Consider the following 21,070-nt stretch of genomic DNA (forward strand, 5'->3'; position numbering starts at 1 on the left):
CCAAACCTGCTGCAAGTGCGAACGGGAGCATGCGAATCGGGCGATTCGTGATCGGTGCGTTATGGTTCGGTTCACCCTGATACATGCTGCGCAATGTACGCAATTTGGGGGCCGAACTGTGAAAAACCGTGATTTACCGGGAAAATTACAGCGATTTGGCCCGGATTCGCCTGTTGCAGCTTGCAATGGCAGGCAGTTCTTGGCCTTGATGGACCGTCAACGAACACGCGGCAGCCGGACGGATACGATGACCGTACTTGCCGGACCGCGAACAACTGGGGGGAACCCTATGAACAAGTCTGATCTCGCCAAGTCTGTCTCCGAAAAGACCGGCCTGTCCCGCGCCCAAGCGGGTGAAGCTGTTGATGCCGCCATCGACGCCATCGTCGGTTCGGTGAAGGGCAATGACAGCGTCCAGATCGCTGGCTTCGGCACCTTCTATGCGAAGCACCGTGAAGCCCGTGAAGTGCGCAATCCGCGCACCGGCGAAACGATGATGTCGAAGGCTCGCACGCAGGCGGCATTCCGCCCGGCGGCCGCCCTGAAGGACATCTAGTCAGTCCAACGGGTTCTGATTACGCGAAACGCCGTCCGGATCACTCCGGACGGCGTTTTTTGTTTGGGTTTCTTCCCCACATCGTGGGGAAGTGGGCCGATGCACAGCACCGGGTCGATGGGGCGGCGCGCAGCGCCGAATTGTTTCGGGCCGGCATCAGGCATTCCGCCGCTGACACCGCGGCCCCTCCCCCGCTTCGCGAGTCCCCCTCCCCATTGGCATGGCGAGGACGGCAGCCTCTAGGCCGCGTTGGCGGCCGAGTTGTTGCCGCGCACGCGCTTGAGGCTCTCGGCAATGCGGAAGGCCATGTCGAGCGCCTGGTCGGCATTGAGACGCGGATCGCAATGGGTGTGATAGCGCGCCGCCAGATCGGCCTCGGTGACCGTCTTGGCACCACCGACACATTCGGTGACGTCGCGGCCGGTCATCTCGAAATGCACACCGCCGGGATAGGCGCCCTCGGCATAGAGCACATCCATGAATCTCTCGAGCTCCAGCAGGATTCGGTCGAAGTCACGGGTCTTGTAGCCATTGCTGGTCTTGTGCGTATTGCCGTGCATCGGATCGGACGACCAGACCACATGGCGGCCGGCCTTGGTCACAGCCGCGGCCAGCGCCGGCAGGTTCTTGCCGACATTGTCTGCCCCCATGCGCACGATGAGCACCAGGCGGCCGGCCTCATTGTCCGGATTGAGCGCGTCGATCAGCGACAGAAGCTCATCCGGCTGCATGGTCGGGCCGCACTTGACGCCAACCGGGTTGGAAATGCCGCGGGCGTATTCGACATGCGCGCCGTCGAGCTGGCGGGTCCGTTCACCGGTCCAGATCATGTGAGCGGAGGTGGCATACCACTGGCCCGTATTGGGATCACGGCGGGTCAGCGCCTGCTCGAAGGGCAGGTGCAGGGCTTCGTGGCTGGTGAAGAAATCGACCGCTTCCAGGGAGGGCGCGCTGTCGCGACCGATGCCGCAGGCCTTCATGAAGGCCAGCGCTTCGGAAATGCGCGTCGCGGTCTCGGCATAGCGTTCCGCCGCCGGACTGTCGCTGACGAAGTCCTGGGTCCACTGGTGGACATTGTGCAGATCGGCATAACCGCCGGACGCAAAGGCGCGCAGCAGGTTCAGCGTCGAGGCCGACTGATCATAGGAGCGGATCAGGCGCTGCGGATCCGGTTCGCGGGCCTCGGGTGTGAAATCGGGGCCGTTGACGCTGTCACCGCGATAACTCGGCAGGGTCACCCCGTCGATCGTTTCGGTATCAGACGAGCGCGGCTTGGCGAACTGGCCGGCGATCCGGCCAACCTTCACGATCGGCTTGGAAGCGGCGAAGGTCATCACCACCGCCATCTGCAGCAGGACACGGAAAGTGTCGCGCACGCCCTCGGTCGAGAACTCCTTGAAACTCTCCGCGCAATCGCCGCCCTGCAACAGAAAGGCCTTGCCCGCACTGACATCGGCCAGCTGGCGGCGCAGGCGCCGCGCCTCGCCGGCAAAGACGAGCGCCGGACGGGCGGAAAGCTCCTCGATCACCGCCTCCAGCTTGGCTGCATCCTTGTAGGTGGGCATCTGGCTGACGGGTTTTTCGCGCCAGGATTGGGGAGACCAGGTCATGTTACTCTGCTGCTTTCAACTCCGGTGGCGTCCATTTTTCCTTCATGGTCACCAACTCTTCCGCACTGGTCGGATGCACGGCACAGGCCGCATCATACTGATCCTTGGTCAGGCCCGCCTTCACGGCGATCCCGGCCAGCTGGATCATTTCAGGCGCATCCGGCCCGACAATATGCACGCCCAGCACCCGCTCTGTCTCCCCGTCGACGACGAGTTTCATCAACATCCGCGAGGCATCGGACGTGAGGGATAGTTTCATAGGCCGGAACGAGGTCTTGTAAACATCAACCTGTGCATATTTTTTGCGCGCATCGACCTCGGAGAGACCAACAGAGCCAACCGGCGGCTGTGTAAACACTGCTGACGCAATGTCTTCGTGGTCATAGGCTGTCGGCTTGCCGCCGAACACGGTCGCGGCAAAGGCCGCCCCCTCGCGGATCGCCACCGGGGTCAGATTGACCCGGTTGGTCACATCACCCACCGCATAGACATTGTCCGCGGTGGTTTTCGAATAGGCATCGACCTTGACGGCCCCCTTCGGGTCCAGCGCCACGCCGGCCTTCTCAACCCCGAGCCCGTCGACATGCGGATTGCGGCCGATCGCATACATGACGACATCGGTATCGATGTGATGGCCATTGTCGAGATGGACCCGCTTGCGGCCATTCTCCAGCGCCTCGATCCGCTCGAAGACCGAATGCGTGATCACCCGCACGCCCGAGCGCACCAGCTCTTCATGGACATGGCTGCGCACATCATCGTCAAAGCCGCGCAGCACGGTGTCGCCGCGATAGACCTGGCAGACCTCCGAGCCCATGCCGGCGAAGATCTGGGCGAATTCACAGGCAATATAGCCGCCACCGGCGATGACGACATGTTTGGGCAGCGCCTCGAGGTGGAAGGCTTCGTTCGAGGTAATGCCCAGCCCGGCGCCCTCGATCTCGGGCACATAGGGCGTGCCACCAACCGCGACCAGGATCTTGTCAGCCGTGACGGTCTTGCCGGACTTCACCAGGCGAAGCGTGTGTGCATCCTCGAACACCGCCCGGTCCTCGATGATCTCGACGCCGGAATTGTTGAGATTGCGCATGTAGATGCCGGACAGGCGGTCGATCTCGGCATCCTTGGCATTGATCAGCTTTTCCCAGCTGAACGTGGTCTCGCCGACCGACCAGCCATAGCTCTCGGCCAGCTTGAACGTCTTGGCGAACTCACTGGCATAGACCAGCAGCTTCTTGGGCACGCAGCCGCGGATCACACAGGTCCCGCCGACCCGATACTCCTCGGCCACGGCGACACGCGCCGCGCCATGCTGTTTGGCCATCCGGGCCGCGCGCACGCCGCCGGAACCGGCGCCGATGACGAAGAGATCATAGTCGTATTGGGTCATGTCATGTCCTTCGGGATTGGCCGGCCAGGCACGGATGTGGCGGGGTCTACTGGAAGATCGCCTGCAAGCGTCCGATATTGTTCTGCACCGCCTGGCCGCCCAGCATTTCACCGATCTGCGCGAGCTCCCCGGTTATGCCGGGCATTTCCGACGCCAGCTTCCGGCCGACCGGCGTTTGGTAGAAGGCGAGAATCTCGACCAGCTCGGCTTCGGTGAAGCGGCTCGCATAGACATTGCTCGAAACCTCAACGACATCCGGATAGGTCGACATCATGATCTCGAGCATGATGTCCATGGCTTCGTCGAGTTGGGCATCGGTCGCGCCGGGTATGCTGACCGCAAAATTCTGGCGCGCCAGTGGCAGGCTGGTTTCCAGCGCAATCCGGTAGACGTCTTCAGAGGTCGAGGCCTCGACAATCTGCCGCGCAAGTTCGACGCGTCGCGTGGCGTCGGCGTCCTGCGCCTCCACCGGCGGCAACGACACAATAAGGAAAACGGCGCTCAGGGCGCCAATGAGAAATCGCGTCATGGTCTTTTCCCCTAAAGCTCCATCACCCGGGCTTCACCGTCCTCGCCGACGATGACCACGCGGGCCAGATCAATGAACAAACCGTGTTCGACCATGCCCGGAATGGCTTTCAGCGCCTGGTCGACAGCCCGGGCATCCGGGATGGCTTCGCAGGCCGCGTCGAGAATGTAGTGACCGCCATCGGTGACAAGCGGCTCCAGCCCGTCGCCCTTGCGACGCAGCTGGACATCGGGTGATTTCACCCCCGCCTTGCGCAGCGCGTCATAGACATGGCCCGCCGTCAGCGAGAAACCGAAGCGGTCCACTTCGACCGGCAACGGGAATTTTCCCAGGGTTGAAACCAGCTTGGTCTCGTCGACCATGACGATCATGAGGTCCGAGGCGTGGGCAATGATCTTCTCGCGCAGAAGGCAGGCCCCGCCACCCTTGATCAGCTGAAAACGGCCATCGACCTCATCGGCTCCGTCGATGGTGATGGCAATGCGATTGACGTGATCGACATCGATCAGCGGCACGCCATTCTCGACCGCCACCTCGGCCGTGCGCTGCGATGTCGGCACACCGCGCACATCAAGCCCGGCCTTCACCTTCTCGCCGAGCAGGCGCAGGAAGATTTCTGCCGTCGAGCCCGAGCCGAGGCCCAGCGTCATGCCGTTCTCGACATAGTCGAGCGCGGCTGCTGCGGCGCGGGCCTTCTGGCGCTCGGCACTCATTGGTCGACCCCCCCCAGGAGCACGTATTTGAGTTCCGTGAACTCCTCGACGCCCCATTTGCCGCCTTCACGGCCGATGCCGCTTTCCTTGACGCCGCCAAACGGTGTCGAGGCCGCGCCGACCATCGGCGCATTGACGCCGATCATGCCATACTCGATGCCCTCGGTCAGACGATGCACCCGACCGACATCATTGGTGTAGATATAGGCGGCCAGGCCATAGGGGGTATCATTGGCGAGCCTGATGATGTCCGCTTCGGTCTCGGCGCGGTAGACCGAGGCCACCGGCCCGAAGATTTCCGAGCACGACACATCCATGGACGGGTCGCCGCCATCGATCAGGGTCGGGGCATAGAAGGAACCGCCCAGCTCCTCGGTCAGCGGCTTGCCGCCGGTGACGATGCGGGCCCCGGCCTCGCGGGCCTGGACGACCAGCTTGTCGACGCGGGCCACGGCATTCATGTGGATCAGCGGGCCGACATCCGTGTCGCTGGCAAACCCGTCACCGGCTTTCAGCTTCGAGATGCGCGCTTCCAGTGCCGCGACCAGTTTGTCGGCAATGGCCGGCTGGGCGATGATGCGGTTGGCCGAAACGCAGGTCTGGCCGGAGACGCGGAATTTCGAGGCGATCACGCCATCAGCCGCCTTCTCGATATCGGCATCGTCCATGACGATGAAAGGTGCATTGCCGCCCAGTTCGAGCGCAACGCGCTTCACGGTCGAGGCAGCCTGTTTCATCAGCAATTTGCCGACCGCCGTCGAGCCGGTGAAGCCGACCATGCGGACATCGTCCGAACCGGTCAGCACACCGCCAATGGCCGGCGCGTCGCCGCAGACGACGTTGAACACGCCATCGGGAATGCCGGCGCGCTTGGCCAGTTCGGCCAGGGCGAGAGCCGAGAGCGGGGTTTCCGGCGCCGGCTTGATCACCATGGTGCAGCCGGCGGCCAGGGCCGGGGCGCATTTGCGCGTGATCATGGCATTGGGGAAGTTCCACGGCGTGATGCAGCCGACCACGCCGATCGGCTGGCGGATCGTCCAGCCGCGCGAGCCCGGAAAGGGCGTCGACAGGGTTTCGCCATGCACGCGCTTGGCTTCTTCCGCCGACCACTCGATGAAGGAGGCGCCATAGACAACCTCGCCCTGGGCCTCCTTGTTGACCTTGCCCATTTCCAGCGTGATCAGCGTGGCGAGGTCCTGCGTGTTCTCCAGGATCAGCTTGTGCCATTTCATCAGCACGGCGGCGCGCTGGAAGGGCGAGACCTTTTTCCAGGTCTCGAAGGCGCGCTTCGCCGCCGCAACCGCCGTCCGGGCGCCGGCTTCGCCAACATCACCGACCGTGGCAATCACCGCATTGTTGGCCGGGTTGAGAATGTCCAGCCCGCCCTCACCGCTGACCCACTGGCCATCGATGAAACTGTCGGTCCGAAACAGGCTGGGATCGTTGAGACGCTCCGTCACACTCATGTCTGGCACACTCATGTCTGGCTGTCCTTTCTGGCCTTCCGGGCCTGCTTGGCGGCGTGGAAACGGGCCGCCCAGCCCGGCTTGTGGGTTTGCGGCGTGCGCGCAAGGGCAAGCGCATCAGCCGGCACATCCTCGGTCACGATGGTTCCGGTCGCAGTGAAGGCGCCCGCACCAACAGTCACCGGCGCGACGAGACAGGTATTCGAACCGATGAAGGCATTGTCGCCGATCACGGTACGGTGCTTGTCATATCCGTCGTAATTGCAGGTGATGGTCCCGGCTCCGATATTCGCGTTCGCGCCGATCGACGCATCGCCGATATAGGTAAGGTGGGAGACTTTTGCGCCCTCTGCGAGCTGCGATTTCTTGATCTCGACGAAATTGCCCACTTTCGAGCCCTCGCCCAGCACCGCGCCGGGCCGCAGCCGCGCGAAGGGTCCAGCCTGGGCTCCGCGTTTGAGGCGGGCACCCTCGATATGCGAATGGGCATGGATGACCACGTCTTCCTCGATCACCACGCCGGGGCCGAACACGACATTGGGCTCGATCACCACATCACGGGCGATCTGTGTGTCATAGGCGAAGAAAACAGTCTCCGGCGCGATCAGGGTCACGCCTTCCGCCATCATCGCGCTGCGCATGCGGGCCTGGAAGGCCGCCTCGGCCTCGGCCAGGTCAGCGCGGGAATTGACGCCAAGCACCTCGTCCGCACCGGCCACCACCACACTGGCGCGCAGGCCGCGGGCCCGGGCCAGCCCGACGACATCGGTCAGATAGAACTCGCCATTGGCATTGTCATTGGTGACCTCGCCAAGGAGGTCGAACAACAACTCCGCGGGCGCCGCTAGCACGCCGGAATTGACCAAGCCGACCGCCCGTTCGGCCTCATTGGCGTCCTTGAACTCGACGATGCGGTCGAGATCGCCGTCGGCATTGGTGATGAGCCGGCCATAGGCGGCCGGGTCGTCCGGCTCGAAGCCGAGCACCGCCACGGCGGCGCCACCTTCCAGCGCCTCGAAAACGCGCGCTACCGTGGCCGCGGTGATCAGCGGCGTATCTGCATAGAGCACGATGGCGTCGCCGCCCAGATCGCTCAGCGCGTCACGCGCCGCCTGGACCGCGTGGCCCGTGCCGCGGGGCGGATCCTGCAGCGCCGTGCGCGTGCCCAGCGCCTCGGCGGCGTCACGGACGGCAGGCGAATGCGCACCCCAGACGGTGACCACATCGGTGGCATTGCAGTCGCCGGCCAGCGCCACGGCCCAGTCCAGCATCGCACGGCCACCGACCTTGTGCAGGACCTTGACCGTTTTCGACTTCATCCGTGTGCCCTGGCCTGCGGCGAGGATGATAGCGGCGCGGGATCGGGACATTGCGGCTTCCTTGTCCTGTGGAATCGACGGTTTCGACCTGTCGTGCGCTATAGCCTATCGCTCCGGTGCGCGTAACCTAGCTTCTCCTGCTTTGCCGGTTCAAAGGCCTGAATTCATGCTCGACTCCCGAGACGCCGCCCTGTTTGCCGATGCCGCGATCGCCTTTGACCTGGACGGCACGCTGGTCGACACGGCGCCGGACCTTTTGCGCGCGCTCAATGCGGTCATCCTTCCGCGCGGATTGGCCGCCGTCGAGCTGCACGCGGTGCGGGCAATGGTCGGGCGCGGTGCGCGCGCCCTGCTTGAGCGCGCCCACGCCAGCCAGGGCCGCGCGTTCGAGAATGCCGATCAGGCCGTCGCCGAGTTCATCGAGATCTATCGCCAGGACGTCGCCGCCCACAGCCGGGCCTTTGACGGAGTCGAGGCAACCCTCGGCTGGCTCAGGTCACAGGGCAGCCGGCTGTCGGTGTGCACCAACAAGCCATCGGTGCTGTCGGACATGCTGATCGGGGAATTGGGATTGAGCGGGTATTTCGACCGCATCATCGGCCCGGAGCGGACCCGCGCGAAAAAGCCGGCGGCGGATCATCTGCTCGATGCGCTGGGCGACGGCTACAGCCGGGCGGCCCTGGTCGGTGACAGCGAGCCGGATGTCGCGTCTGCGGCAGCGGCCGGTCTGCCAAGCATCGTCATGAGCTATGGCTACAGCGAAAGACCGGCCGACTCCTTGGGAGCCGGCCGGGTCATTCACGCTTTCAGCGATGTACCGCTGGCGCTCGCCGAATTGTGGCGAGCCACGACCTGATCAGGCCGTGCGACGCTCGCGGCCTGCGTCGTTGGCAGCACGGGTCGGCATGCCGTTGACGAGATTCGAGCGCACATCCGTGCGGGCAGAACGCATGGCAGGCATGAAGCCGGCTTCCACGAGATCCACGGAAACATCATAGCCGCGCTCGGCCCAATAGGCTTCGATACGCGATTTGAGACGACGCGCACCTTCAGGCGTGCACAGATCATTACTCATGAACAAAACCTCCTACTCGACCGAAGCTTCCCCCGGCCGGGAATTGCGTCCAATCTGGTGATTGACGGGACGGGCCACGTCGGCCGCGTTCCAGCTTGGGGGAGGCTGATATAGGCAGGACGGCCGTATGACGAGTGCGTGACGGTGTGGCAAGTTGTCGCACCTGGGGCGCGATGCATCTGCACTTCAACTTCCTCGCGTAGTTGACCGCTTAGAAGTGCCTGCTTATACGGTCGCTTTCCGGAAACACCGGGCGATTAGCTCAGCGGGAGAGCACCTCGTTCACACCGAGGGGGTCACTGGTTCAATCCCAGTATCGCCCACCATTTCCAACTTTCCGGCACATCCGAACAAGTCAGAATGACGCCGGGCAGTCCGCCTCGAGAGGTTGATTCTTCCGATCCGGCCGATGTTCGCACGCGATCAGGTCCACGTGCGGCGCGATGGCGCAGGCCGCGCCTGCAGGGATTTCTTGCGACGCATTCTCATTAATGAGATGACTGCCACATCAACAAGATTGGGTGTGACATGAAATCCGTGAAATTCCTCGCACTTGCCGCAAGCGCCGCACTGGCCGCCTGCTCCCAGCCAGCCACCGAGGACAATGACACAGCCGGTGTCGTCAACGTCTACAGCGCGCGCCACTATTCCAGCGATGAAGCGATCTATGCCGCCTTCACCGCCGAGACCGGCATCGAGGTCAATCTGGTATCGGCCAATGGCGACCAGCTCATCGAACGCGTCCGTGCCGATGGCGAGCGCAGCCCGGCCGACGTCATCATCACCGTCGACGCCGCCCGCCTGCACCGCGCAGAAGAGGCCGGTCTGTTCGCCCGGACCGATTTTTCCGACCTCACCCACACCGTGCCGGCCAATCTGATCGATCCGGAGGGCTATTGGGTCAGCTTCGCCAAGCGCTCCCGCGTGATTGCATGGTCGAACACGCGCGTCCAGCCGGGTGAGATCACCCGCTATGAGGACCTGGTTGATCCGCGATGGCAGGGCCGCATCTGTGTCCGTGACAGCGGCAATGCCTATAACCAGTCACTGCTGGCCTCCCTGGTCGCCCATCTCGGCGAGGAAGGGGCACAGGCCTGGGCCCAGGGCGTGGTCGACAACATGGCGCGCGCGCCCCAGGGCGGTGACCGCACCCAGATCAACGGAATTGCGGCCGGCGAGTGCGATGTCGCGATCACCAATCACTACTACTATGCGATGATGGTCAATTCCGACGATCCGGCAGCCCGGGCGGCGGCCAGCCAGGTGACGCTCTTCTTCCCCAACCAGGAGACAACGGGCGCCCATGTGAACGTGTCAGGTGCCGGCATCGCCGTGAACGCCCCGCATCCGGAGAATGCCCGCGCCCTGATCGAGTATTTCTTCTCTGACACGGCCCAGCGTGCCTTTGCAGAGATGACCAATGAAATTCCGGTCCGCACCGATGTCAGCTGGGAAAACCCGACCCTGGCCGCCATGCTTCCCTTCGTCGAAGATGATCTGAATGTCTCAGAACTCGGCGACCATAACGAGACCGCGCAACGCATCTTCGACCGCGTCGGCTGGCAGTAGGCGTGCGCCTGGCAGCCGCCTTCAGAAGCCCGGGCCATGTTGTGCCCGGGCGCGCCACCAGCCTGGCCGTCCTCGCCGCGATCCTGTGCGCGGCGCCGATCCTGGCTGTGGTCTGGATCGGCCTGTCCGGCGAGACCGGTGACTATCTCCGCCATCTCGCCGACACACGCCTGCCGACCTATCTCGTCACATCGGCCGTTGTTGGCCTGATCGCGGCCGGTGGCGCCGGCTTGATCGGCACCGGGCTGGGCTGGTTGATGGCGCGAACCGAGTTTGCCGGGCGCCGCACGCTGGGCTGGGCTCTCATCCTGCCGCTCGCGGTGCCGGCCTATGTCGCCGCCTATGCCTGGCTCGATCTGAGCGCTGCGGGCGGCCCGCTGCATGCGGCCACAGGCGGCCTCTTCCCGACCATTCGCGGCAGCTGGGGGGCGGGCCTGATGTTCGCCCTTGTGCTCTATCCTTACGTCTACCTGCTGGCCCGCAATACCTTCTCCAGCCAGTCCGCCGACGCCTATAACGCCGCCCGCACGCTGGGTGCCGGGCCGTTGACGGCCTTCTGGCGTACCTCCCTGCCGATGGCACGGCCGGCGATCGCCGCCGGTCTGGCGCTGGTGGTGATGGAAAGCCTGGCCGATTACGGCACCGTCTCGCATCTGGGTGCGCCGACCCTGTCGATCGGCCTGATCCGCGCCTGGAGCGGCGCCGGCTCGCTGGTCGATGCGGCCCGCATTTCTCTGGTCCTGGTGGTGATCGCCATCTTCGTTTTTGGCCTCGAGCGGGCCCAGCGCAGCCGCGCCCGGACCGTCAATGCCGCCGGACGGCACAATCCGGCACCGCGCCTTCAGCTTGATCCGGGACGCAGCCTGCTTGCGCTCATCGCCTGCCTGATCCCGCTGGCGCTCGGCATGGTCATCCCGCTCGGGCGTCTCGCCTGGCTGGCACTGCACACCGACACCGCGCCGGGCCTGGCGGCCGCCAGCCTGCACTCGCTGACCCTCGCCACCATCACCGCCCTGCTCGCTGCCGGACTGGGCCTGGCCACCGCCTACGCCCTGCGCAGCCGCACCGCCATCGCCACCCTGGCCGCCCGCGCTGCCGGGCTGGGTTATGCCGTGCCGGGTGCAGTTGCGGCCGTTGGGGTGATTGCCCTCCTGTCGGGCACCCAGGCGCTGCTCGACCCGGCCTGGCGCGCGCTGACGGGCGATGTCTTCCCGATCCTCTTGACCGCCACCGGCGGCGCCCTCGTCTTTGCCTATCTGTCGCGCTTTGCTGCCGCCGCCATCAGCCCGGCCGAGACCGCGCTCGCGCAGGTCACACCGTCGCTGGACGGAGCCGCGCGAACACTCGGAGCCGGCCGCCGGCGCCGAGTGTGGCATATCCACTGGCCGCTGATTGCCGCCGGGGTGACCTCGGCCGGCCTGCTGGTCTTTGTCGAAGTGCTCAAGGAATTGCCGGCAACGATGATCCTGCGCCCGTTCAACTACGACACGCTGGCGATCATCGCCCATAATTTCGCATCCGATGAAAGACTGGGCGAGGCCGCCCTGCCCTCGCTCCTGATTCCGCTGGTCGCCCTGCTTCCCATGATCTTCGTGGCCCGTTACCTATCGAGACCGGATCGATAGTCCACACGCCCCGGGGGAACGCTGCATGGCGGACGTGCGTACAGTGTTGAGCATTCGCGGGGCAGAGCGTCGCTACCGGGCCGACCACGCCGCGCTGGCGGGGGCTGATCTCGACCTGCATGCCGGACGCATTACCGCACTCCTGGGCCCGTCGGGCAGTGGCAAGTCGACCCTGCTGCGCGCCATCGCCGGACTGGAACGCCTTGAAGCGGGGACGATCTGCCTCGGCGACACGGTCTGGAACGACGCCGCCACCCATGTCCCGCCGGAAGCCCGCCGGGTCGGCATGGTCTTCCAGGACTATGCGCTTTTCCCGCACATGACCGCGCTGGCCAATGTTGCCTTCGGGCTCACCGGCCCCGACAAGCAGGCCCGCGCCCTGGCGCAACTCGAGGCCGCCGAGCTGGGTCACAAGGCCAGGGCCTATCCGCACGAGCTCTCGGGCGGTGAGCAACAGCGTGTGGCCCTCGCCCGCGCGCTCGCCCCGCAGCCGGCCGTGGTGCTGCTCGACGAGCCTTTCTCCGGCCTTGACCGGCGCCTGCGCGGCGAGCTGCGCGAACGCACGGTCGACACGCTGCGCGCTGCCGGCACGACGGCGCTCATCGTCACCCATGATGCCGAGGAGGCGATGGCGGTTGCCGACGAGCTGGCCCTGATGGATGGCGGACGCATCATCCAGACCGGTCCGCCGGACGAGGTGTGGATGAGCCCGGTCAGCGCGACAGCGGCAAAACTCCTGGGCGATGTCGAGATCATCGAAGCGAGCGTTGCTGGCGGTCAGGCCGGGACACCCTTTGGCCCGGTCGACGCCAATGGGTTTGAGGATGGTCAGCCGGTCTGGGTCCTGATCCGCCCGCGCGCCTTTACGCTGAGCCTTGATGAGGCGGCACCCTTCACCGTCACCCGTCGCCGCTCTGCCGGGCCGCACCTGATGCATCGCTTTGCCGGCGCCGGCGGAGAATGGTCGGCGCAGACGCCGGCGCCCTCGCCGATCCGTGAGGGCGACCGGGTGAGCGTCGCGCTGGACCCGGCTTATGTGCGGGTTGTGTCGCGGTAGCCGGAGCGTATGCGCGCTTCGGCGCACAGATACCCACACACCACTTGCCGAGAGGTCGCCGTCTTCGTTTCTTCACGTCAAGGGCGGCGAAGCCGCGGCTTTGCGGGCATGCCCCTTGCCGTGAAGAAACGAAGACGGCCTGCTGGCTGACAAGTGATCTATGGATCAAGCTGCGCCCGAGCGCGCTTTTCACTCACCCAAACTCACCCACACACAGCAAAACGCCCCCACCATCCGGCGGGGGCGTTTCAGTGTCAGTGACTGGCGGCGTGGCTTACGCAGCCTTGCCCAGCTTCGCAGCGCGCTTTTCCTCGATGCGCTGACGGGCGATCTCGTCGGCGATGAGGTTGGAGGGGCGACCCTCGGCATCGGACTGGTCGAGGATTTCGCCGAGCGTCTTTTCCAGACCGATCAGCTTGCCCTTGACCCATTCCGGATTGAAGTCACCGGCAATCTCGCCCATCACATTGATGATGCCGCCGGCATTGAGGACATAATCCGGCGCGTAGATCATGCCGCGCTTGAGCAGCTCGGCGCCCATCTCGCGGCTGGCAAGCTGGTTGTTGGCGGCACCGGCAATGATCTTCGCCTTGATGCGATCGATCGTGTCCGGATTGATGATGGCGCCCAGCGCACAGGGTGCGAAGACGTCGACATCCTGGTCGTAGATCTCGTCCAGACCGACGATGGTTGCACCATATTCCGCCTTGAGGCGTTCCAGGCCATCCATGTTGATGTCGGTGATGAAGAGCTCGGCACCGGCCTTGTGCAGGTGACCGGCCAGGTAGGAGCCGACATGGCCGGCCGCGCCCTGGATGGCGACCTTGACGCCGGTGAGGTCGGACTTGCCCAGGCCACGCTCGACGCAGACCTTCAGGCCGCGGAACACGCCCTCGGCGGTCACCGGCGAGGGGTCACCCGAGGCCGCCTTGCCTTCCGGCAGGCCGACCACGTGTTCGGTCGAGGCGCGCACGGCCATCATGTCGTCCGGGCTGACGCCGACATCCTCGGCCGTGATGTACTGGCCATTGAGGCTGTCCACGGCGCGGCCGAAGGCTTCAAACAGGGCGCGCCGGTCAAACGAGCCCTCCGGCTTCATGATGACGGACTTGCCGCCGCCGATCGGCAGATCGGCCATGATGTTCTTGTAGCTCATGCCCTGGGACAGGCGCAGCACGTCCACGAGGGCGGCCTCCGAGCTGGGATAGGTCCACATGCGGCACCCGCCGCAGGCCGGACCGCTGACCGTGGAGTGGACACCGATGACGGCTTTCAGCCCGGTGACCTCGTCGGTCGCGAAAAGAATTTTCTCGTGATTGTCGAAAGACGGATGCTCGAGAACACTCATAAGCGGCAAACCCTTTTGTTCAGCTGTTGCGACCGCCTTGCGAGGGGTCACGATTTCGGGCGCCGGAATACCCTTTCAGAGGGCAACACACAAGCGCTCGAAAACACCCCGAAACGTGGTCACGGTAACAATTCTTTTATGCGGCACCGCAGCATCGGGAGAATTATTTCCCCGAACCAGGGGTTTTTGCGCAACCAGGCACTATTTCGCCACGAGGGGTGCGGGAGCGGCAGAAAATCCGGCGCATAACGGGCCGCATCGCGCACGGTTTCGGTCAATGCCTTGTGCGCCTGCGAACCCAGCCAGAAGCGCTGGGCGTACTGGCCGACCAACAGCGTCAGGCCGATATTGGGCAGGCTTTCACGGACTTTCGCCTGCCAGAGCGGCGCGCATTCCCGGCGCGGCGGCAGATCGCCGCCCCTGGCGTCCAGTCCGGGAAAACAAAACCCCATCGGCACGATGGCGAGCCTGGTCGGGTCGTAGAAATCCGCCTCGTCCATTTGCAGCCACTCACGCAGCCGGTCGCCGGACGGATCGGTGAAGGGCATGCCCGAGGCATGGACCCGCGTGCCCGGCGCCTGGCCGACCAGCAGGATGCGGGCGTCCGGATGGGCCTGGATGACCGGGCGCGGCGCGTGCGGCATGGCATCGGCGCAGACCCGGCAGGCGCGGATATCCGCCAGCAGCGCGTCGAGATCAGGCGCGGCCAATCCGCCAGACACCCTTGAAGGTCTCGGGATCCTCGACCGGCTTGCCCTTGCGCAGGATGGTCACCTTGCCGGCCTTGGCAAGCCGGATGGCGGCCTGACGGACATGGCCGAACTTGCGATTGAAGCGTTCCGGGTCGACCGCCTTGGCGACGTCGGCCGGGGAAATCGACCGGTTTTCCGGCGCGGCAGCGACCAGCGCCAGGATAATGTCCTCGATCGGGTCTGGACCTGTCAGGTCGGTTTCGGGCGTATCGGTCATCAGGATTCAGCCTTAACGGGTCTTGGGCGGCAGGGAATAGGTCGCACTGGCCTGGGCGATCAAGTCGTCCGAACCGTCGGCGGTGATATCACAATCCGTGACCGCCAGTCGCGACCCCAGTTTCAGCAGGCGGCAATGTCCGGTGACCGGCCCGGGCGGCGCCTTGCGCAGGAAGTTGATGTTGAGATTGGTCGTCACCGCCAGCGCCTGCTTGCCGACATGACCGAGTATGACGGCATAGGCGGCAAAGTCGGCCAGGGTGAACAGGGTCGGACCGGACACGGTCCCGCCCGGTCGCAAATGCTCGGCCCGCGCCTCGGCGGTGACAATGGCCCGGCCGGGCTCGATCCGCTCGATCGCGAACCGGATCCCGCCCTGGTTCCATTGCGGGAAGACCTCGTCGAGATAGGCGGCCACCGCCGCGGCATCCATGGAGACGTGCAAACTCATCCATCCGTCCGGCCTGTCGCCTGCATCACAGGCGAGACAGGGCCACTCCCTTATTGTCTCATGTCAGGCGAAAGCTTTGCTGCCGCAACGCCTTGCTGCAAGCTGCCTTCACAGCCACACGCCGCCAGCCAGACGGATCACCCCATGCGCCGCGACCACCGCCCCTACTGGATGCACCAGGCCTGGGAAAACTTCGAGAACGCCTGGGCGCGGCATTTCCTGTGGCCGCATTTCAGCGAGATCGGCCTCGCCCCCAAGATCGTCCAGCCCTGGGCGGTCGAGGTATTCGGTCCCAACATCACCGCCGGTGAGTATCTCCACATCATCGCCAACAAGGCCGACCAGGTCCGCCTGACGGTGTGGTCGCCGCAGACCCAGGCCGGGCGGATCAGCCTCGGCGATCATGTCTTCCTGGCACCCGGCACGCGCATCCTCGCCGCTGGCGAGATCGAGATCGGTGATGCCTGCCTGATCGCCAACAAGGTCACGATCACCGATTGCGACTGGCACTCCATCCATGACCGCGTCGACCCGCAACCGGAATTCAGACCGGTGAAACTGGGCCGGAATGTCTGGATCGGCGATGGCGCCTTTGTCGGCAAGGGCGTCACCATTGGCGATCATTCGGTGGTCGGTGCGCGCTCTGTCGTCACAAAAGACGTCGAGCCCTGGACCATCGTCGCCGGCAATCCGGCCCGTGTCATCAAGCGCATCGACCCCGACGCCCCGATGAAGACCCGCTCCGACCTGTTTGCGGATGCGGAAGGCCTCGACCGTTTCATGGACACGGCCTACCGCCAGTCACTGGCAGGGAATTCGACGATTGGCTGGCTGCGCAGCCGGCTCTGGCCGGCGCGCGGGGATTGAGGCTTTCCCCCCACATCGTGGGGAGGGAAACCGCGAAGCGGTGGAGGGGTGACGTGCCTTGCGCGGCATCACGGCGCTGAAGCGCCGCCCCATAGAGCCGAGGCTTCGCCCCGGCCCACTTCCCCACGCTGTGGGGAAGAAAAGAAAGCCTTCCCCAGCTTTTCTCATTTTTCCGGAGGCGCAACGCGCCATCCCGGACCGACGGGAGACTCATTGCTGACCGGATGGATTCGCAGGTCCCGGCTCTCCGCTCCGCTTTCGCGGGGCCTCGGCCGGGTTTCGCGGGGCTTCGGCCGGGAAAATGGTGAGGATGAGCTTGATAAAGCGCGCCAGCGCGAACCCTGCCCCTACCCGAACAGCCCCTGCGGCAGCACCCCGATCGCTGCCCCTGTCATCAGCGTCGCCAACGTGCCCGAGATCAGCGCTTTCGGGGCCAGCTGGAGGATGTCCTCGCGGCGCGACGGCGCAATCGCGACCAGGCCGCCCGTGAGGATGCCGACGCTGGAGAAATTGGCGAAGCCGCACAGCGCATAGGTCATGATCAGGCTGGTGCGCGGGGACAACTCGTCGCCGATCTGGGCCAGCCGGTCATAGGCATAGACCTCGTTGAGCGCCGTCTTGAGACCCATCAGGGAGCCCGCCTGGGTCGCTTCCGACCAGGGCACGCCGGCCAGCCAGACGATGGGCGCAAACAGCCAGCCCAGGATGCGGTCGACCGAGAGGGCGGCGCCGAACACGTCCGGGAAAAGACCCAGCATGACGTTCAAAAGGGCGACCAGGGCGGTGAAGACCAGCAGCATGAAGATGATGTTGAAATAAAGCCGCATGCCATCCGACACGCCGGTGGTCAGCGCATCCATGGAGGAATGGTAGATCTGGGTCGGCACCTTTTCCTTGGCCTCGGCTTCCGGGGTCACGGGCTCGGCCGGCATCATCAGGCGCGACAGCAGGACGGCGGCGGGCACCGAGATCAGCGAGGCGGTGAAGATATGACCGGCGGCACCGTCAATAATGCCGGAGAGCTGGGAGACATAAAGCGCCATCACCGAGCCGGCGACGGTGGAAAAGCCGACCGTCATGATCAGGAAAAGGTCGGAGCGGCTCATGTCGGGCAGGCGCGGCCGGATGAGAACCGGGCTTTCCGTCATGCCCAGGAAGATATTGGCCGCAGCGCCCAGGCTGGCCGAACCGGACAGGTTCAAGAGACGCTGGAAGGCAAAGGCAAAGGCCCGCACCAGGACTTCCAGGATCCGCCAGCGCCACAACAGGGCCGACAGGGCCGAGAGCACGATCACCATGGGCAGCGCCTGGAAGGCAAACAGGAAAGTGCCGCCCGCCGCGTCCGGATTGATCTCGAAGGGCATGGCGCCACCAGCGAGATAACCGAAGACGAATTGCGCGCCCTCATTGGTCACTTCCTGCAGCACGGCAACAACACCGGTCAGGGATTGCAGGAAGGCGCGGAAAGGCGCGACCGTGTACAGCAGGGTGGCGATGACCAGCTGCAGGCCGATGGCCCCGCCGAGCAAGACGACAGGAAGACGCTTGCGCGGTCCCAGGAGCCAGGCAATGCCCGCAAGAAGGAACAGGCCCGCAAAGCTGCGCCCCTGCAGCATAAGATCATCCATGGAAGTCCCCGGCCGGTCAAAACGGGACCTTATTCCGCCCGCACCAGCCGCTGCAAGCACTTGCCTCAACGTCCGGCCCGCGAAATGCTGCAGCGCATGACGCTGACCCCCAACAAACCGCCGATCCGGACGCCCTGCGTGCAGGTCTGCTTCGTTGATCCCAAAGCACAATTATGTGTCGGCTGCTTCCGCACCATGGAAGAGCTGGGCCGCTGGACACGTTACAGCGATGATGAGCGCGCGGCGATCATGGCGGCCCTGCCCGGCCGTGAAGCGGCCTATCAGGCGGCCCGCAAATCACGGCAGGACTAGGTCATGCGCCAGCTGATCACCCGCGCCGCTCTGCCGGTCCTCGCCCTTGCCATTGCGCTGATCGTCCTGCGCGTGATCAGCTGGCCGCTGTGGGAGGGGGTCGAGCCGCTGGCGCGAACGGTTTTCATGACAACAATCCTGATCCTGCTGGGCCTCGCCCTCACCGGTTCAGCCCTCGCTCCGGACCGGACCCGTCACCGCAACCTCATCGCCTGGGTGTCGATCAGCGCCGCGGCGTGCAGCGTCGCCGTGCTCGATCGCGATTATGCGGACTGGCAGTATCAGGACATCTGGGGCGCAGCCCCCGTTGAAGCCGCCAGCGCCCGGCGCAGCCCGGGCGGGGTGCAGCTGGATGATGGCGCCATCGTGCTGGCGCGCCAGTTCGACGGGCATTTCTATATCGACACCGAAATCAACGGGACCGAAGTCAATTTCCTGATCGATACCGGTGCGACCGGTGTCGCGCTGACCCTCGACGATGCCCGCCGGGTCGGCATCCGCACCGACCGGCTTGAATTCAGCATCCAGACCTCGACGGCGGCGGGCCGGTCAATGGCTGCCGCGGTCGAGATCCGCACGCTCGACCTGCCCGGTCGCACATTCGAGCGGGTGCCGGCCCTGGTGATGAGTGGCGGCGAGCGGTCCCTGCTCGGCATGACCGTACTGGAACGCTTCGACGTGATCGAGATTCGCCGCGACCAGCTTGTCCTGCGCTCAGAATAGCGGCTCCGGTCAGCCGGCGGCCAGCCAGGCCTCGCGCACCAGCATGACACCGACGACCACCAGGCCAACGGCGAAACAGCGCTTGAGCGTCTTCTCCGGCAGGCTGTGCGCCAGCCTGGCACCGAGCGGCGCAACGAAGAAGGCCGAGCCGGCCAGCAGGGCAAAACCGGGCAGGTTCACATAGCCGAGCGAATACGGCACGGCGTCCTGTCCCCAGCCATTGACGATGAAGCCAACCGCGCCGGGAAAGCCTATGGCCACACCGAAACCGGCGGCGGTCGCGACCGCCTTGTGGATCGGTTTGCCACACAGCGTCATCAGGGTGACCCCGAGCACGCCGCCGCCAATCCCCATGAGGGCTGAAAGGATACCGATCGAGCCGCCCAGCCCCCAGCGCACGGGACCGCCGGGCATGTCGTCGGCGAGGCGCCAGTCAGGGCGTCCGAAAAAGAACTGCGCCGACAGGAGGATCGCCATCGCGCCGAACAGGCCGGTCAGGAAGTTGCCGGGCAGGATATGCGCGATGCGCGAGCCGATCAGCGTGCCGATCACGATCCAGGGCGCCCAGGCCTTCAGGACCGCGAAATCGACGGCGCCGCGTTTGGCATGGGCCGAGACCGAACGCAGCGAGGTGGCAATGATCACTGCCAGCGACGTCCCGACCGCAACCTGCATGATGGTCGGGTCGTCATAGCCGAGGAACTGGAAGGCATAGAACATGGCCGGCACCATGACGATGCCGCCGCCAATGCCGAACAGGCCGGCGATCAGCCCGGCAGAGGCGCCCGTCGCCGCCATCGCCAGGACCAGAATCCAGATATCGGTCATTCAGGCTGCCTCATCGCGCGGCGACACGGCCGCCTGCGCTTCCTCGACTACGTCGAGCCCGGCGCCGGCGCGCGGGGCCTTCTCCGACAGGATGCGCCGCCACTGGCGCGCGCCGGGCTCGCCGGCATACAGGCCGAGCATGTGACGGGTGATGTCATGCAGGCGGCCACCGCCATCAAGATGGGCCGCGATATAGGGCCGGCAGGCGTCCAGCGCCTGTGACCGGGTCGCCACCGGATCGGCTTCGCCGAATAGGGTTGAGTCGACTCGGGCAAGTATCCACGGCGTGTGATAGGCGGCGCGTCCGATCATGGCACCATCGAGATCGCTGCTCTCGCGAACCGCGTGACCCAGATCTTCCAGCCCGCCATTGAGGATGATTTCCAGTTCCGGGCGCTCGGCCTTGAGACGGCGCACCAGATCATAGTCGAGCGGCGGGATGGTACGGTTTTCCTTCGGGCTGAGCCCGTTGAGCCAGGCTTTGCGGGCATGCACGGCAAAACTCGTGACGCCGCGCGCCGCACAGGCATCGACCAGGGCGAAGAGCGCGGCTTGCGGGTCCTGGTCATCGACCCCGATCCGGCATTTCACGGTAACCGGGATGGCGACCGCCTCGCGCATTGCCTGGACACAGTCGGCGACCAGTTCCGGCTCGAGCATCAGGCAGGCGCCGAAACGGCCGGACTGGACCCTATCGGAGGGACAGCCGACATTGAGATTGACCTCGCAATAGCCGAAATCCTGCGCCGTCCGGGCGGCGGCAGCGAGCTCGGCCGGGTCGGAGCCGCCCAGCTGGATGGCAACCGGTTGCTCTGCGGCGTCAAAGCCGATCAGGCGTGCCGTGTCGCCATTGATGATCGCCTTGTCGACCGCCATCTCGGTATAGAGCAGCGCCTTGCGCGTGAGGACACGGTGGAAGGCCCGGCAATGCCGGTCCGTCCAGTCCATCATCGGAGCCACCGAGAGCCGGCGCGAAAAGGTCGAAGGCGTATCCATGACGCGCACATAGCCTGTGCAGGCCAGTCGGGCAACGCGT

22 protein-coding genes and 1 tRNA gene are annotated in these 21,070 nt (G+C 65.1%); 9 read left to right on the plus strand and 14 right to left on the minus strand.

Annotated elements, in window-relative coordinates; all coding sequences use genetic code 11:
* The first annotated feature begins 289 nt into the window (after positions 1-289).
* A complete protein-coding gene (locus tag QZZ02_RS09780) occupies positions 290-556 on the plus strand; it encodes an HU family DNA-binding protein (protein WP_291844008.1) in 267 nt (88 codons plus the stop codon).
* A 239-nt stretch (positions 557-795) separates the two neighbouring features.
* Here QZZ02_RS09780 and QZZ02_RS09785 read toward each other — a convergent pair whose 3' ends face one another.
* Genes QZZ02_RS09785 through glmU form a run of 6 tightly spaced genes read right to left on the minus strand, consistent with a single transcriptional unit; the run spans position 796 to position 7,634 of the window.
* A complete protein-coding gene (locus tag QZZ02_RS09785; RefSeq protein WP_291844009.1) occupies positions 796-2,166 on the minus strand; it encodes a class II 3-deoxy-7-phosphoheptulonate synthase in 1,371 nt (456 codons plus the stop codon).
* Between the two features lies 1 nt (position 2,167).
* The gene (gene gor / locus QZZ02_RS09790; protein ID WP_291844010.1) at positions 2,168-3,556 is read right to left on the minus strand and encodes a glutathione-disulfide reductase; all 1,389 of its coding nucleotides are present in this window, start codon (positions 3,554-3,556) and stop codon (positions 2,168-2,170) included.
* 46 nt (positions 3,557-3,602) lie between these two features.
* Complete coding sequence (locus QZZ02_RS09795) at positions 3,603-4,085, minus strand: DUF2059 domain-containing protein (RefSeq protein ID WP_291844011.1); 483 nt, start codon at positions 4,083-4,085, stop codon at positions 3,603-3,605.
* An 11-nt stretch (positions 4,086-4,096) separates the two neighbouring features.
* Complete coding sequence (gene rpiA, locus QZZ02_RS09800) at positions 4,097-4,798, minus strand: ribose-5-phosphate isomerase RpiA (RefSeq protein ID WP_291844012.1); 702 nt, start codon at positions 4,796-4,798, stop codon at positions 4,097-4,099.
* Positions 4,795-6,279 carry an NAD-dependent succinate-semialdehyde dehydrogenase gene (locus tag QZZ02_RS09805; protein ID WP_291844013.1) on the minus strand — a complete coding sequence of 495 codons (1,485 nt, stop codon included), beginning with the start codon at positions 6,277-6,279 and terminating at the stop codon, positions 4,795-4,797. The genes rpiA and QZZ02_RS09805 overlap by 4 nt, the downstream gene beginning before the upstream one ends.
* Positions 6,276-7,634, minus strand: coding sequence for a bifunctional UDP-N-acetylglucosamine diphosphorylase/glucosamine-1-phosphate N-acetyltransferase GlmU (gene glmU, locus QZZ02_RS09810; protein ID WP_291844014.1), 1,359 nt, complete (start codon positions 7,632-7,634; stop codon positions 6,276-6,278). Before glmU ends, QZZ02_RS09805 begins: the two co-directional genes overlap by 4 nt.
* Positions 7,635-7,749: 115 nt before the next feature.
* Here glmU and QZZ02_RS09815 point away from each other — a divergent pair, with 115 nt between their 5' ends.
* Positions 7,750-8,439 carry an HAD hydrolase-like protein gene (locus QZZ02_RS09815; protein WP_291844015.1) on the plus strand — a complete coding sequence of 230 codons (690 nt, stop codon included), beginning with the start codon at positions 7,750-7,752 and terminating at the stop codon, positions 8,437-8,439.
* Here QZZ02_RS09815 and QZZ02_RS09820 read toward each other — a convergent pair whose 3' ends face one another.
* Positions 8,440-8,658: a phosphoglycolate phosphatase gene (locus QZZ02_RS09820; protein WP_291844016.1), complete on the minus strand. Its 219-nt coding sequence runs from the start codon at positions 8,656-8,658 to the stop codon at positions 8,440-8,442.
* Between the two features lie 251 nt (positions 8,659-8,909).
* Here QZZ02_RS09820 and QZZ02_RS09825 point away from each other — a divergent pair.
* From QZZ02_RS09825 to QZZ02_RS09840, 4 genes are all read left to right on the plus strand, one after another.
* Positions 8,910-8,984 (plus strand) — tRNA-Val (locus QZZ02_RS09825).
* A 202-nt stretch (positions 8,985-9,186) separates the two neighbouring features.
* Positions 9,187-10,227: an extracellular solute-binding protein gene (locus tag QZZ02_RS09830; protein ID WP_291844017.1), complete on the plus strand. Its 1,041-nt coding sequence runs from the start codon at positions 9,187-9,189 to the stop codon at positions 10,225-10,227.
* 2 nt (positions 10,228-10,229) lie between these two features.
* The gene (locus tag QZZ02_RS09835) at positions 10,230-11,852 is read left to right on the plus strand and encodes an iron ABC transporter permease (protein ID WP_291844019.1); all 1,623 of its coding nucleotides are present in this window, start codon (positions 10,230-10,232) and stop codon (positions 11,850-11,852) included.
* Positions 11,853-11,877: 25 nt separating this feature from the next.
* Positions 11,878-12,909: an ABC transporter ATP-binding protein gene (locus QZZ02_RS09840; protein ID WP_291844021.1), complete on the plus strand. Its 1,032-nt coding sequence runs from the start codon at positions 11,878-11,880 to the stop codon at positions 12,907-12,909.
* A 274-nt stretch (positions 12,910-13,183) separates the two neighbouring features.
* Here QZZ02_RS09840 and QZZ02_RS09845 read toward each other — a convergent pair whose 3' ends face one another.
* The 4 genes from QZZ02_RS09845 to QZZ02_RS09860 form a co-directional block, all read right to left on the minus strand.
* The gene (locus QZZ02_RS09845; RefSeq protein WP_291844023.1) at positions 13,184-14,257 is read right to left on the minus strand and encodes a Glu/Leu/Phe/Val dehydrogenase dimerization domain-containing protein; all 1,074 of its coding nucleotides are present in this window, start codon (positions 14,255-14,257) and stop codon (positions 13,184-13,186) included.
* Between the two features lie 119 nt (positions 14,258-14,376).
* Positions 14,377-14,967 carry a uracil-DNA glycosylase family protein gene (locus QZZ02_RS09850; RefSeq protein ID WP_291844024.1) on the minus strand — a complete coding sequence of 197 codons (591 nt, stop codon included), beginning with the start codon at positions 14,965-14,967 and terminating at the stop codon, positions 14,377-14,379.
* On the minus strand, positions 14,954-15,226 hold the full coding sequence (locus tag QZZ02_RS09855; RefSeq protein WP_291844025.1) for a DUF3253 domain-containing protein: 273 nt from the start codon (positions 15,224-15,226) through the stop codon (positions 14,954-14,956). The genes QZZ02_RS09850 and QZZ02_RS09855 overlap by 14 nt, the downstream gene beginning before the upstream one ends.
* Positions 15,227-15,238: 12 nt before the next feature.
* Positions 15,239-15,676: a PaaI family thioesterase gene (locus QZZ02_RS09860; protein ID WP_291844026.1), complete on the minus strand. Its 438-nt coding sequence runs from the start codon at positions 15,674-15,676 to the stop codon at positions 15,239-15,241.
* 144 nt (positions 15,677-15,820) lie between these two features.
* Here QZZ02_RS09860 and QZZ02_RS09865 point away from each other — a divergent pair, with 144 nt between their 5' ends.
* On the plus strand, positions 15,821-16,543 hold the full coding sequence (locus QZZ02_RS09865; RefSeq protein ID WP_291844027.1) for an acyltransferase: 723 nt from the start codon (positions 15,821-15,823) through the stop codon (positions 16,541-16,543).
* A gap of 347 nt (positions 16,544-16,890) precedes the next feature.
* On the opposite strand, the gene QZZ02_RS09870 is transcribed toward QZZ02_RS09865, so the two are convergent.
* Complete coding sequence (locus QZZ02_RS09870) at positions 16,891-18,171, minus strand: nucleoside transporter C-terminal domain-containing protein (protein WP_291844028.1); 1,281 nt, start codon at positions 18,169-18,171, stop codon at positions 16,891-16,893.
* Positions 18,172-18,255: 84 nt separating this feature from the next.
* Here QZZ02_RS09870 and QZZ02_RS09875 point away from each other — a divergent pair, with 84 nt between their 5' ends.
* A complete protein-coding gene (locus QZZ02_RS09875; RefSeq protein ID WP_291844029.1) occupies positions 18,256-18,483 on the plus strand; it encodes a DUF1289 domain-containing protein in 228 nt (75 codons plus the stop codon).
* Positions 18,484-18,486: 3 nt separating this feature from the next.
* Positions 18,487-19,206, plus strand: a complete 720-nt coding sequence (locus QZZ02_RS09880; protein ID WP_291844030.1) for a TIGR02281 family clan AA aspartic protease — start codon at positions 18,487-18,489, stop codon at positions 19,204-19,206.
* A 9-nt stretch (positions 19,207-19,215) separates the two neighbouring features.
* Here the strand turns inward: QZZ02_RS09880 and QZZ02_RS09885 are convergent, their stop codons facing one another.
* Both QZZ02_RS09885 and dusA read right to left on the minus strand, forming a co-directional pair.
* Entirely contained in the window at positions 19,216-20,034 is an 819-nt protein-coding gene (locus QZZ02_RS09885; RefSeq protein WP_291844031.1) for a sulfite exporter TauE/SafE family protein, read from the minus strand.
* Positions 20,035-21,030 (minus strand): tRNA dihydrouridine(20/20a) synthase DusA, encoded by a 996-nt coding sequence (dusA, locus tag QZZ02_RS09890; protein ID WP_291844033.1) that lies wholly within the window; start codon positions 21,028-21,030, stop codon positions 20,035-20,037. It abuts the gene before it with no gap.
* Between the last annotated feature and the right edge of the window lie 40 nt (positions 21,031-21,070).

It is taken from the genome of Maricaulis sp. (assembly GCF_015665295.1).
Taxonomy (GTDB): Bacteria; Pseudomonadota; Alphaproteobacteria; order Caulobacterales; family Maricaulaceae; genus Maricaulis.